Raw genomic sequence first — 12748 nt, forward strand, 5'->3', positions numbered from 1 at the left:
CGGCGAATTTAATTCGTCGCGTGTCGCAGACGGGTTGGCTAATTGGGCCGGTCGATCGCTGGGTCAAACGGCGCAATGGCCATGCTGGAGCGGGTGATGACGCCGTAGGCGGGCGCCGCGCGGGCCGGGTTTCGGGCTCCGCTGCCGCCTGTGGCGCAGGCGGAATCCGAATCGCGCTGGAACACGCTGCGGCGACTTGCGCATGAGCGCGATCAGCTATGCTGATCCGGTGGACGGCCGCCGCCTCCGCCTCCTCCGCCGCCGCCTCCGCCGTGTCCTCCGCCACCGTTACCGCCGTTACCACCGCCCGGCGGCCTCTCTCCGCCACCTTGAGAATGACCGCTTTGAGGCCGGCCACCGGCATTGCCCTGCGGTTGACCACCCGGTGGCCGCCCGCCAACATTCCCCGGCGGCTGACCACCCGATGGCTTTCCTCCGCCATGCCCCGGCGGCTGACCACCCGATGGCCTTCCTCCGCCATGCCCCGGTGGCGACCCGCCCGGCGGTCTTCCTCCGTCGTGCCCCGGTGGCGGTCCGCCCGGCGGTCTTCCTCCGCCGTGCCCGGGTGGCGATCCGCCGGGTGGCCTTCCTCCGCCGTGCCCTGGTGGCCGTCCCGCGCCGGGTCGCGGCGGGGGCGGCGGCGGATGATGCGCCCAGCGCGATTGCTGGCCGTACCAGGGCCGGCCGCGATAATAGTTGCCCCAGTACGTACCGATCGAGAACGTCACGATCGGCAGCCCGATCACCGTGCCGTAGTTCATCACCGGTACGTTGGCGCCCTGGTAGGCATAACTGAGCGACCCTGCATAGGCCCAGCCGCGCAAGTTCGGCGCGGCGACATCGCACCATTGATAGTTGCTGATGCAGCCCATGACGCTCAATGGCACACCGCGCGGCAGTTGCGCCACGACCGGATAATCCGGCGCCGGACCCGCGCGGACGTTGACGGTAGTGTTGGTATAAGCCTGCGACTGCGCGCCAGCTACAGCGGGTAAGGCAAGCACGCCGGCCGCCGCATACAGACAACGAACGAGGTGTTGTTTCATTCTTTCTCCCGTTTCAAGGGCCGCGTTGGTGTTGCCAGGTGTTGGCGGCCTGTCCTGCTTGTGGTGAGTCCTGCTTCCGGTCCCTGCACCGCACGCCGCATTGCCATGCGCGGTGCGTCGACTCACAGGCGAGTTGCACTGCACATGCCTGAAAGCGTTTGGTCAACCTCTCGCGTCGATTCCTGCCGTCCCCGTGAGGCAAGATTTGGTAACCACCCACGTGAACTCACGCGTTTTTCGGGCGTCCGTATTCCGGCGACTCGGCTGATCATCCATTGCATGAAAAAGCCATGCACTGCCGGGACCGCCATGACAAGAATCCGCCCACTTCTGATCGCCGCACTGATGTTCGCGCATCCATTCGCCCACGCCACCAGCTTCGACTGCAACAGGGGGCGCTCGCTAACGGAGAAGATGATCTGCAACGACCCCGCGCTCTCGAAGCTCGACGACACGCTGGGGCAACTGTACTGGAAAGCGCGTCGGCGGGTCACCAACCGGCGGGCCTTTCTCACCGACAGCGACAGCAAGTGGGCATGGCGTGAAGCGAACTGCCGCGATGCGGCGTGTCTGGGGACGTGGTACGCGACGCGTATCGAAGAACTGCGGAAACTGATCGACAGCATGCAAGCCGGAACGCCGCCGCCGTCCGCTACGCCGGTTGAACCGGACACGCGGCGCAGGCCGCTCATGGCGCCCGCGCAGCCCACCGAGGTGGCGATGCGTCAGTGCACGGCAGCGAATCCGGGGATCGTGGTGAACGAGCAGTGTTCCACCGTGCTCAGGGAGACCAGCGGTCAGTGGAAACATCAAGCGCGTGGCGGCGACTGGTTCTGCGGCGTCGCGATGCTCGCACCGGCGGAGATGCAGGCGGACGCCGCGCAATGAGAAAGGTGATGCGCATGCTGGCGGAGCGCCGCCACGCCAGCATGCGTGCAAGGTGGTCGTTCTCCCGCGAAGGGGGAAAAGCACTGCTACCGGCCGCTCCAGAATCTGCGCTGAACTTCCATCACCTCGGCTTCCACCTCGGGCACCGGCCCGACCACCTCGACCGGTTTCTGGCAATGATCGAACACATACCGGCAGTCCACGCTCATGGTCGGATTCTCGGCGTGATCGCCGGTTGCTTCCAGCAAGCGCTTCTCGGTCATGCCGAACACGACCCGGCCGATGTTGGCCCAATACATCGTCCCGGCGCACATGCAGCAAGGTTCGACCGACGTGTACAGTGTGCAACTCCACAAATACTCCGGCGTGAAGTTCAACGCCGCCACGCGCGCCAGCACCGACTCGGCGTGATTCACCGTGTCGACGTTGCCCTGCTCCATCAGCACGGTCTCCTGGTCCGGCCCGACCAGCACTGCGCCGAACGGATGATGTCCTAGCAGCGTCGCCCGCTCGGCCACCCGGCTCGAATGCCGCAGATGCCGCACGATCTGTTCGTGCGTGGGCGTCAAACCCTGCGGCGGATAGTTCGCGGCCGCGGCGGCGGCCTCCGTCGAAACGGTCAGACTCACGGGCGATCTCCTTGAATAATAGTTAGATTAGCGAAGTAAATTTCTACTTGGGCAGCGAGCCATCCACGCCTTGCACGAACCAGTTCAAACGCAGCAGTTCCGGATCGCTCAGCGACTTGCCCGCGGCGACCTTCACCGCGCCGGACTGATCCATGATCGGACCGGCAAACGGATTGAACTTGCCGGCAACGATGTCGTCGCGCTTCTGGCTCAAGGCCTTTTGCGCGGCCGGCGATACGGCGTCGGTGTTGATGTCGGCGAGATCGATCGCTTTCTCTTTCAGGCCCCACCACACCGGCGAGTTGTTCCATGTGCCCGCCATCACCTGATCCACCAGATGCGTGTAGTACACGCCCCAGTTGCTCACGCATGCGCCGAGTTGCGCGTTCGGCCCGAACTTCTTCATATCCGAGTCCCAGCCGAACGCATGCACCTTCTTCTGCTCGGCGGTCTGCATGGTCGCCGTCGAATCGGTGTTCTGGATCAGCACGTCGGCGCCCTGGCCGATCAGCGTTTCGGCAGCCTGCTTTTCGCGGCCCGGATCGAACCAGCTGTTGATCCATACCACCTTCACGCGCGCATTCGGATTGACCGAGCGTGCGCCCATCGTGAACGCGTTGATGTTGCGCACGACTTCGGGCACCGGCACGGAGCCGACAAAGCCGAGTGTATTCGACTTGGTCGTATAGCCCGCGACGAGACCTGCCAGGTAAGCGCTCTGATAGGTGCGCACGTCATAGGTGGCGAAGTTGGCGGCCTTCTTGTAGCCGGTGGCATGTTCGAACACGGCGTCCGGGAAGTCCTTCGCGACCTTCAGCTCGAAATCCTGGAAGCCGAAGCTCGAACCCACCACGATCTTGTTGCCCTTGGACGCCAGATCGCGGAACACGCGCTCCGAATCCGCCGACTCCGGCACGTTCTCGACGCGCGTCACCTTGACCTTGTCGCCGAATTTCGCCTCGAGCGCTTTCACGCCCTGTTCGTGCGCGTAGGTCCAGCCGGCGTCGCCGGGATTGCCGAGATAGACGAAGGCAATGCCGATCGGCTGCGTGGCGGCGGCCGACGCCCCCGCGGCACTGAATGCCAGGCTCGCGCCAAGCGTCGCTGAAATGAGCGTGCGGACGGTTCGGACGGTTTTGATGCGCAGTGAATGATGCAGCGCTCGCGCCAGCGTTGTTTTCATGGATTCTCCGAAGATGGTTGAAGGTGCCTGCCCCAGCGCTCGGGATAACCCGGGCAAGGCTCCAGCATAGGGGGCCATATTCGAAGGTCAATTTCAGCGGAAAAATTATTATTCGTTATCTCGTCTATAACGAATCCAGTATTCTGGGTGCCCAGGAAACATGTTCGATGACTTCGAACGAGTGCATCGGAGAAGTGGTACGGCAAGCATCTCGCACAGGCGCACTATGACTCTCACCAACCCGCAACACTCTTTCGGAGATTCAAAATGACTCGCTTCCAAGGTAAGTCGGTTCTCGTCACCGGCGGCAGCAGCGGCATCGGCTTCGCAGCCGCCAAGGCATTCGCCCACGAAGGCGCCCGTGTGGTCATCACCGGCCGCGACGCCGATGCGCTCGAAACGGCCAGACTGGCGCTCGGCGCCGACGCCGTCGCGGTGCGCAACGACGCCGGCTCGGTGGCGTCGGCGCGTGAACTGGCCGCCGCGATCAGCGCCGCCGGCATCCGCCTCGACGCGGTGTTCGTCAACGCCGGCACCGCGAAATTCGCGCCGTTCCCGGATGTCGACGAAGCCTTCTGGGACGCGATGTTCAACACCAACGTCAAGGGCGCCTACTTCCAGATTCAGGCACTGTTGCCGTTGCTCAATCGCGGCGCGTCGATCGTGATCAACGGATCGATCAATGCGCATATCGGTATGCCGGCGTCGTCCGTGTATGCGGCGAGCAAGGCCGCCGTGATTTCGCTGGCGAAGACGCTGTCGTCGGAATTGCTGCCGCAAGGCGTGCGCGTCAATGTGGTGAGCCCCGGCCCGGTACAAACGCCGCTGTACGGCAAGCTCGGCCTCGACGCCGCCGCGCTCGAAGCCACCGCCGCGCAGATTCTCGGCCAGGTGCCGGTCGGCCGCTTCGGCACGCCGGAAGAAATCGCCTCGACCGTGCTGCATCTTTCGGCGCCGGAATCGGCGTTCATCGTCGGCACGGAAATCATCGCCGATGGCGGTATGAGCCAGCTTTAAGCTCGCGCTCAGGCGAGCCGCGCACGCGGCTCGCCGATCTGTCGCCCAGTCACGCGCGACGCGCTTCAGTGAAGCTTCGGCGACGGATCCGCCTCGTCGTCATCGGGCAACTCGCCATCGCCGAACAAGTCGGCACATAGACTTTCGCCGAGTTCACTCAGGCGCGCCGTGCCTGTACCTTCCTCGTTGAAGGTGGTGTCCACCAGACCGCCGTCGACGAGCGCCGTCAAGTGCCGCCGCAAGCCGCTCATCGGCACGCCCGCCTGCTTCGACAGTTTGGCGAGCGACCACGCGCCGCCCGGCGTTTCCCGATGCGCGCGCCACAGTTGCGTCAGCACGGCGGCCAGCACCGGATCGAGTTCGTCGTCTTCCATGGTGAATGTCTCCTCGTTCTCTTATGCCATCTGTGTGACCAGTTCACCCAACGTCTTCAAAGCCGCTTCGGTCTGCGCCGTCCACGGATAGCTGTAGTTGAGCCGGATGAAGTGGCGGAAATCGTTGCGCGTCGAAAACATCATGCCCGGCCCGACCGTGATGCTGCGCGCAAGCGCCGCCTGGTAAAGCCGCATCGAATCGACGCGCTCGGGCAGTTCCACCCACAGCACGTATCCGCCCTGCGGCGTCGACATACGCGTGCCGACCGGAAAAAACCGCTGCACCATCGCCATCATGATGCTCGCCTGCTGCCGGTAGACCTTGCGCACGTGCCGCAGATGCCGGTCGTAGCCGTCCTGCCGCAAATAATCGGCGACCGCGACTTGCGGCACCGACGGCGTGGTCAGCGTATTGAGAAACTTCAGCTTCTCGACCTGCGCGCGATAGCGTCCCGGCAGCGCCCAACCGATCCGGTACGACGCGGTCAGGCTCTTCGAAAACGACGCGCAGTGCAGCACCAGCCCTTTCTTGTCGAAGTTCTTCAAGGTCGACGGCCGCGTCTCGCCGAAGTACAGCTCCTGATAGACATCGTTTTCGATCACGGGTATCTCGTGCGCGGCGAGCAGTTCGACCAGTTGCCGCTTGCGCGTGTCGGGCATCTGGAAACCGAGCGGATTCTGGAAGTTCGGCATCACCATGCACGCCGCGATTTTCTGTTCGGCGATCACTTGAGCCAACGCCTCGATATCGATGCCGTGCACCGGATGCGTGGACACCTCGATCGCGCGCATGCCCAGACGCTCGATGGCATGCAGCATCGCGTAATAAGTCGGCGATTCGACGGCCACCGTGTCGCCGGGTTTGGCGACCGCCTGCAGGCTCAGGTTGATCGCTTCGGTCGCGCCGAGCGTGATGACGATTTCGTCGGGATCGACCGGCACGCCGTTCTCGGCGTAGCGCCGGGCGATCTGCCGGATCAGTTCGGGGTTGCCCGGCGGCAGGTCGTCAATCAGGTTCCAGCTCGCGTGGCGTCGCGCGATCGCGTTCGCGTACTGGTTGATGCGCCGCCACGGGAACAGCGACGGATCCGGATACGGCGAGCCGAACGGCACGGCGTCGTGCGCGCGGATGCTGCGCAACGTCGACAGCACGAGGCGGCTCACGTCCACCGCGGCGGCCACCGGCGGCGTCTGCGGTGTTGACAGGCGGCCGGGCCGCGGTTCGTCGAGCGCTACTGCCCGCGCTGCGGCGTCGCGCACGAAATAGCCCGACTGCGGACGGGTCTCGACAATCCCACGGCTTTCCAGCAACGCGTATGCGTGCAACACCGTCTTGATGCTGACGCCGTGCTGCTGGCTCGCCTGGCGCACCGACGGAATCCGCTCGCCCGCCGCGAACACCCCGCGGCGCACGGCTTCGGTCATTTCATCGGCGAGTTTTTCGTACAGTTTCAAGGACCTGAGTCAAATCGAAGCGTGGACTGGAACGCCAGTCTATGACAAAAGTCTCGCAACTGTATCCCTTCTCTTTCCAATTTTCTGTATGCTGCGCCATTTTTGGAACACAGTAGGCTTGCACCTATCGGCTCAACAGCCTCGTTCAAGCCCGATCCGGCGGCAACATCATGAAGAAACCCGAAGCTCGCATCGAACCCTATACGCACCCTGCCGCAGGCTGGGGCGCGCTCAAGTACGTCGCCATCAACCTGATCAAGGAAAAGGTGACGGGCGGCGACTACCGCATGCTGTTCAAGCAGAATCAGCCGGACGGCTTCGACTGCCCCGGCTGCGCGTGGCCGGATCGCGAGCATGCATCCACCTTCGAGTTCTGTGAAAACGGCGTGAAGGCCGTGGCCGCCGAAGCGACCAGCAAGCGCGTGACGCCGGCGTTCTTCGAGCAACACACCATTGCCGAACTGATGACGCAATCGGACTTCGAACTCGAACAGCACGGCCGCCTGACCGACCCGCTCGTCTACGACGCCGTGCGCGACCGCTACGTGCCGATCGGCTGGGACGAAGCGTTCGACCTGATCGCCGACCACCTGAAGCGCCTCGACGATCCGGACCGCGCCGCCTTCTACACCTCGGGCCGCGCCAGCAACGAAGCCGCGTTCCTGTACCAGCTGTTCGTGCGCATGTACGGCACCAACAACTTCCCCGACTGCTCGAACATGTGCCACGAGGCGACCAGCCGCGGCTTGCCGCATACGGTCGGCATCGGCAAAGGCACGGTGACGCTCGACGACTTCGAACACGCCGATACGCTCCTGATCTTCGGCCAGAATCCGGCCACCAACCATCCGCGGATGCTCGGCGAATTGCGCGAGTGCGCCAAACGCGGCGCGACCATCGTGTCGATCAATCCGCTGAAGGAACGCGGCCTCGAGCGCTTTGCGAGCCCGCAGCATCCGGTGGAAATGCTGACGATGGGCAGCACCAAGATCAGCTCCGTGTTCATCCGGCCGAAGGTCGGCGGCGATTTCGCGCTGATCAAGGGCGTCGCCAAGCGCGTGATCGAACTCGACGATGAGGCTGTGGCGTCGGGTCTTGAGCGCGTGCTCGACGTCGCGTTCATCGCCGAACATACCGTGGGCTTCGAGGCGTTCGCCGATGACCTGCGCGCCGAAAACTGGGACACGATCGTCGCCGAAGCGGGCGTGCCGTTCGAAGACGTGCTGAAGCTCGCCGACATCTACGTGAAGGGGCGCGCCGTGATCTCGACGTGGGGCATGGGCCTCACGCAGCACAAGAATTCGGTGCCGACGGTGCAGATCCTGTCGAACCTGATGATGATGCGCGGCAACATCGGCCGGCGCGGCGCGGGCCTGTGCCCGGTGCGCGGGCACTCGAACGTGCAAGGCGACCGCACGGTCGGCATTGAAGAAAGGCCGACCCAGGCGTTTCTCGACCAGCTCGGCGAAGTCTACGATTTCGAGCCGCCGCGCGAACACGGACTCGACGTCGTCAATACGATTCAGGCGATGCTCGACGGCAAGGTGAAAGTGTTCATCGGCCTCGGCGGCAATTTCTCGATCGCGACGCCCGATACGCCGCGCACATGGGAAGCGATGCGTTCGTGCGACCTCACCGTGCACATCACGACCAAGCTGAATCGCAGCCACCTCGTGCATGGACGCGACGCGCTGATTCTGCCGACGCTCGGCCGCACCGAGATCGACTTGCAGAACGGCGTGGCGCAAGGCGTGAGCGTCGAGGATTCGATGAGCATGGTGCATATCTCGTACGGCATGAACAAACCGGCGTCGGAGAATCTGCTGTCGGAAATCGCGATCGTGGCGCGCATGGCGCATGCGACGCTCGGCAGCGAGAAAGTGGATTGGCTCGCGCAGGCCGCGGACTACTCGCTGATCCGCGACGGCATCGCGCAGGTGATCGAGGGCTTCACGGACTACAACGAGCGGTTGAAGAATCCTGGCGGCTTCCACCTCGGCGTGGCGTCGCGCGAGCGGATCTGGAAGACGCCGAGCGGCAAGGCGCAGTTCCTGGTGCACGCGATCGATATGGCTACGCCGATTCATCAAGCGCGCAAAGAACACGGCGAGCGGCTGATGACGTTGATGACGACGCGCTCGCACGATCAGTACAACACGACGATCTACGGTCTGGACGACCGCTATCGCGGTGTGTATGGGCAGCGTCGCGTGTTGTTCGCCAACAAGGACGACCTCGCGATGCTCGGCTTCGTGGCGGGACAGCGCGTGGATATCACGAGCGTGTGGGCCGACGGCATCGAGCGTCACGCGGAAGGTTTTCTGCTCGTGGAGTACGACATTCCGCGCGGTTGTCTCGGCGCTTATTATCCGGAGACGAATCCGCTCGTGCCGCTGTCGTCGGTCGCCGATGGCGCGGGAACGCCGACGTCTAAGTCGATTCCGGTTTTGTTGAAGGCTTCCGAGATTGAAGCGGTTGCCGCGTGACGCGTGACGATCAGGTCTGGCTTTTCGCCAATGCGCGATGCGTCAGGTAAAGACGCAAGTCGAATTCGATCTGGTGGTAACCCGGTTGCATGAACTCGCAGAGTCGGTAAAAGGCCTTGTTGTGCTCGCTTTCCTTCAGATGAGCGAGTTCGTGCACCACGATCATTTTCAGAAATTCCGGCGCCGCCGATTTGAACAGCGAGGCGATGCGGATTTCCTTCTTCGCCTTCAGCTTGCCGCCTTGCACGCGGGAAATGCTCGTATGCAGACCTAGTGCGTGGCGTACGACGTCGAGTTTGCTGTCGTAGGTGACCTTGTCGATCTGGTCCGCGCTGCGCAGGTGCTCGCGTTTCAGGTCGGCGCAGTAGGCGTACAGCGCTCTGTCTGTTTGCACGTCGTGCGTTTTGGGATAGCGCGCCGTGAGATAGGAGCCGAGTTGATCTTCGGCGATCAGCTTCTTGACTTTCTCTTGCAGCGCGGGCGGGTAGCCGCTCAGGTATTTCAGGTGGGACATGGTTCTGGTCGGCACCTACTCAAACGCCGCGGCGATTGTCTTCGCAATCTTCCCAATACCGAAGCGGATCGCGATGATCCGGGTATTCCTTGTCCAGCCAGTCGGACAGGATCTTCCACTGAGGATGGTTCGGGCCACTGCGCGTATCCCAGAACGAATCCTTCAGGACGCTGTTGTTACGGCCGCGATCCCGCACGACGATCCGGCAATGGTCGTTCGCCTCGTGGAATTCCGCCTTCAGGTAGTAGCGCGGAAGGATCTGCAATGCGGCGCCCTCCACGATGCGGCCCTGCGCACGAACGACGCCCGCCGATTCGATTCGCAGAACACCGTCCACCGACTTGTCCGCGCGCCAACCCACTGGCAGTCTGACCACGCATTCGTCTTTCCCGACCTTGATCCAGTCCATGCGCCAGATGCGGGCGAGCGCATCGCGCATGGCCGCCGCGTCTTCATAGCCGGGCGGCAGTTCGAACTGGGCCGGCAGCACGACGAGTTCGTTCCCTGTCGGCGTCACGCTGGCGGGATTGTCGAAGGGGTCGTTGCCGAAGGGATTCGAGGACCGGCTGGCCGTGGTGTTGCTGCTGGTCGGCAAATCCCCGAAGAGGCTTTCGGCGGCGCGGCGTGCGCGCTTCGATTTTTCATTGCCCATCATTCTTCTCCGATGGAGTTGGGTTGTTTTGGTGGGAAACGCAAGTTGGTAGACGTCGTCAGCATCGCACGTTGTCGGATGCTTGCGCCGTATCCCTATGGGCCCCCTCACGAGCGCCCTTTTGATCACGGCAATGCTGTCCTCGCCCCAAGGCTGCAGATGCCCGAGGTCAATGCGCGTATGCATGCGTTCAGCCAGCCGCGACACCTGCACGATATAGGTGATCGCATCAATGTCACCGAAATCGAACAGTGAGGCTCGCATCAGAGCCTCCCGGAAACGGGCCATTGCAGAAAAGCGCTCCTGCAATGCGCACGCTGATCGTCGATGGCCTAAGCTAGGCGGTCAAACGTGCGGCAGGTCGTCGATGCATTTTTCGACATGATCGCCGGGGACGTCAGTGTCAATCCCATCGCGGCCGTCGGTGTGGGAGACAGGCACAATTTTTGGCCCCAGAAACCGAGTGCCGCCGAGCGTAAAAAGGGACCAAACAGCGTCTCCCCGGCGGATCGCGGCGACGACTTCGGCCACCTCGACAATCGACGTGGGGGATAACCAGTCACGCGTCGACGGGTCGACGGGAGCCCAGCGCACGTGGGTGATCCTGTCGCTGGCCGGGTTGATGCGAATGGCATCGATAGCAAAAGTAGTCACATTTACCTCCATCACCCTGACAAATGGATTTCGTCATTATGCGCCGCATCTTTTGCGGTGGATCAGGAGGTGAAATCGTGAACGCCTTTATCAGCTCGTGCGGCACCTATCGCTATTGGCTGATGCGTGCTGCCGAATCGTTGTCGCCCGAGAAATCGACCGCGCTATTCGTGATGCTCAATCCGAGCACCGCTGACGCGCAGCTCGACGATCCGACCATTCGCCGATGCCGCGGCTTCGCAAAGCTCTGGGATTGTAATGGCCTGGCAGTCGCCAACCTGTACGCGCTGCGCTCGACAGATCCGGCCGCCCTTTGGTCCCATCCTGATCCGGTCGGCCCCGACAACGACGACTGCCTGTGGACCTTCGCCCGCGAGTACGGCGACGTGGTTTGCGCATGGGGCTCGAATGCCAGGCCCGAGCGGGCCGCTTGTGTCGTCAGCATCATGCGTGATGCCGGCGCGCGCCTGTGGTGTCTTGGCACGACGAAGAACGGCTCGCCGCGCCACCCGCTCTACGTGCGTGCCGATCAGCCGCTGACCGAATGGAGTCCGCAGCAATGGCAGGAAACTAGAACCTAGCCCGTCTCCGGCGTGCTGCTCGCGCGACGTGGTCTTTTTCCGCCAGACGGTGGTACAGCACAGCGAATGGATACAGGTAATGCCCTGGAATCCGGCCTAAGGCAGAAAAACCCACACCCTAAGGATTTGTGGCCAAGCCACGAACAGGCCGAAACCCTTGCGGGGACTGCTGGTGCCGGGGACCGGACTTGAACCGGCAAGCCGTTAGGCGGCGGATTTTAAGTCCGCTATGTTTACCAATTTCATCACCCCGGCAGGGGTCGAACCGCGTGTGGACGCGAATTCTACCATTGCCCGCCGGGCGTACCAAACCGCCCAGGCGCCGCCCCGCACACTCCCATTCCACAAGCCGCATCGGCAAATACCGGCGTCATCCGTAAGTCACAAACCTTCCCGATAATCCGCTCACGAAAACGTTTACAACCCGAGCGCAAACCCATGATCCCTACGATCAAAGATGTCGCTGCCCACGCCGGCTTCTCCATCGCCACGGTGTCGCGCGCAATCAACGCGCCGCACACCGTCAACCCGGTCACGCTCGACAAGGTGCGTCAGTCCATCGACGCCCTGAACTTCCGCCCCAGCCCGCTCGGGCGGCAATTGCGCGGCGAACGCACGCGCCTGATCGGCGTGATCCTGCCGACGCTCGCCAATCCGGTGTTCGCCGAGTGCCTGCAAGGCATCGACGAACTCGCCTCGGCGCAAGGCTACCGGCTCATGCTGATGACCACGCAGTACGACGCCGACCGCGAACGCCACGCCATCGAAACGCTGCGCGAACACCGCGTGGAAGGCCTGATCCTGACGGTCGCCGATGCCGACACGCACCCGCTGCTCGACGAACTCGACCGCGCGGGACTGCTCTATGTGCTGATGCATAACGACACGGTGCGTCGTCCGTCGGTCTCGGTGGACAATCGTTTGGCCGCCTACGACGGCGTGCGCATGCTGATCGCCCACGGCCATCGCCGCATCCTCATGCTGGCCGGCACGCTGGCCGCGTCCGACCGCGCCCGTCAGCGGCATCTCGGCTATTCACAGGCGATGCAGCAAGCCGGCCTCACGCCGGCGCCCGCGCTCGAGGTCGATTTCAACGCCGAGGAACTGTCGCCCTCGGTGCTCGCCCATCTGACGAGCGGCCCAAACCGCCCCAGCGCCCTCTTCTGCAGCAACGACCTGCTGGCGATGGTGGTCATGCGCGGCCGGCGCCGCCCACGTCTGCAGATTACCCACCACAAGTAGATTATAGGCTTAGATGGCCAACCCAAT

General features: G+C 63.3%; 12 protein-coding genes, 1 tRNA gene and 1 pseudogene. 5 read left to right on the forward strand and 9 right to left on the reverse strand.

Annotated features, from left to right (window positions below; genetic code table 11):
- Window positions 1-212: 212 nt before the first annotated feature.
- Window positions 213-1046 carry an SH3 domain-containing protein gene (locus P0D80_RS09015; RefSeq protein ID WP_408282980.1) on the reverse strand — a complete coding sequence of 278 codons (834 nt, stop codon included), beginning with the start codon at window positions 1044-1046 and terminating at the stop codon, window positions 213-215.
- A gap of 309 nt (window positions 1047-1355) precedes the next feature.
- Here P0D80_RS09015 and P0D80_RS09020 point away from each other — a divergent pair, with 309 nt between their 5' ends.
- Window positions 1356-1934 (forward strand): lysozyme inhibitor LprI family protein, encoded by a 579-nt coding sequence (locus P0D80_RS09020; protein ID WP_408282982.1) that lies wholly within the window; start codon window positions 1356-1358, stop codon window positions 1932-1934.
- Between the two features lie 86 nt (window positions 1935-2020).
- On the opposite strand, the gene P0D80_RS09025 is transcribed toward P0D80_RS09020, so the two are convergent.
- Entirely contained in the window at window positions 2021-2563 is a 543-nt protein-coding gene (locus tag P0D80_RS09025; protein WP_408175816.1) for a nucleoside deaminase, read from the reverse strand.
- 43 nt (window positions 2564-2606) lie between these two features.
- Window positions 2607-3746: a BMP family ABC transporter substrate-binding protein gene (locus tag P0D80_RS09030; RefSeq protein WP_408175815.1), complete on the reverse strand. Its 1140-nt coding sequence runs from the start codon at window positions 3744-3746 to the stop codon at window positions 2607-2609.
- A gap of 267 nt (window positions 3747-4013) precedes the next feature.
- Between P0D80_RS09030 and P0D80_RS09035 the strand changes: the two genes are divergently transcribed.
- Complete coding sequence (locus tag P0D80_RS09035) at window positions 4014-4763, forward strand: SDR family oxidoreductase (RefSeq protein ID WP_132373792.1); 750 nt, start codon at window positions 4014-4016, stop codon at window positions 4761-4763.
- 65 nt (window positions 4764-4828) lie between these two features.
- Here the strand turns inward: P0D80_RS09035 and P0D80_RS09040 are convergent, their stop codons facing one another.
- Together P0D80_RS09040 and P0D80_RS09045 are read right to left on the reverse strand one after the other, a co-directional pair.
- Window positions 4829-5137: a winged helix-turn-helix domain-containing protein gene (locus P0D80_RS09040; protein WP_132373791.1), complete on the reverse strand. Its 309-nt coding sequence runs from the start codon at window positions 5135-5137 to the stop codon at window positions 4829-4831.
- A gap of 21 nt (window positions 5138-5158) precedes the next feature.
- Window positions 5159-6592: an aminotransferase-like domain-containing protein gene (locus tag P0D80_RS09045; RefSeq protein WP_132373790.1), complete on the reverse strand. Its 1434-nt coding sequence runs from the start codon at window positions 6590-6592 to the stop codon at window positions 5159-5161.
- Between the two features lie 170 nt (window positions 6593-6762).
- Here P0D80_RS09045 and P0D80_RS09050 point away from each other — a divergent pair, with 170 nt between their 5' ends.
- Window positions 6763-9078 carry an FdhF/YdeP family oxidoreductase gene (locus P0D80_RS09050; RefSeq protein ID WP_408282987.1) on the forward strand — a complete coding sequence of 772 codons (2316 nt, stop codon included), beginning with the start codon at window positions 6763-6765 and terminating at the stop codon, window positions 9076-9078.
- Window positions 9079-9088: 10 nt separating this feature from the next.
- Here P0D80_RS09050 and P0D80_RS09055 read toward each other — a convergent pair whose 3' ends face one another.
- Genes P0D80_RS09055 through P0D80_RS09065 form a run of 3 tightly spaced genes read right to left on the reverse strand, consistent with a single transcriptional unit; the run spans window position 9089 to window position 10898 of the window.
- A complete protein-coding gene (locus P0D80_RS09055; RefSeq protein WP_408175812.1) occupies window positions 9089-9592 on the reverse strand; it encodes a YgjP-like metallopeptidase domain-containing protein in 504 nt (167 codons plus the stop codon).
- A 19-nt stretch (window positions 9593-9611) separates the two neighbouring features.
- Window positions 9612-10553, reverse strand: coding sequence for a hypothetical protein (locus P0D80_RS09060; protein WP_408282989.1), 942 nt, complete (start codon window positions 10551-10553; stop codon window positions 9612-9614).
- 36 nt (window positions 10554-10589) lie between these two features.
- Complete coding sequence (locus P0D80_RS09065; protein WP_132373785.1) at window positions 10590-10898, reverse strand: hypothetical protein; 309 nt, start codon at window positions 10896-10898, stop codon at window positions 10590-10592.
- 77 nt (window positions 10899-10975) lie between these two features.
- Here P0D80_RS09065 and P0D80_RS09070 point away from each other — a divergent pair, with 77 nt between their 5' ends.
- Window positions 10976-11479, forward strand: coding sequence for a DUF1643 domain-containing protein (locus P0D80_RS09070; protein WP_408282991.1), 504 nt, complete (start codon window positions 10976-10978; stop codon window positions 11477-11479).
- A gap of 170 nt (window positions 11480-11649) precedes the next feature.
- Here P0D80_RS09070 and P0D80_RS09075 read toward each other — a convergent pair.
- Window positions 11650-11734, reverse strand: a tRNA-Leu gene (locus tag P0D80_RS09075).
- A gap of 183 nt (window positions 11735-11917) precedes the next feature.
- Here P0D80_RS09075 and P0D80_RS09080 point away from each other — a divergent pair.
- A pseudogene (locus tag P0D80_RS09080) lies at window positions 11918-12706 on the forward strand (LacI family DNA-binding transcriptional regulator); the annotation flags it as partial.
- Window positions 12707-12748 lie beyond the last annotated feature (42 nt).

Source organism: Paraburkholderia sp. RL17-373-BIF-A (assembly GCF_046030175.1).
Lineage (GTDB): Bacteria > Pseudomonadota > Gammaproteobacteria > Burkholderiales > Burkholderiaceae > Paraburkholderia.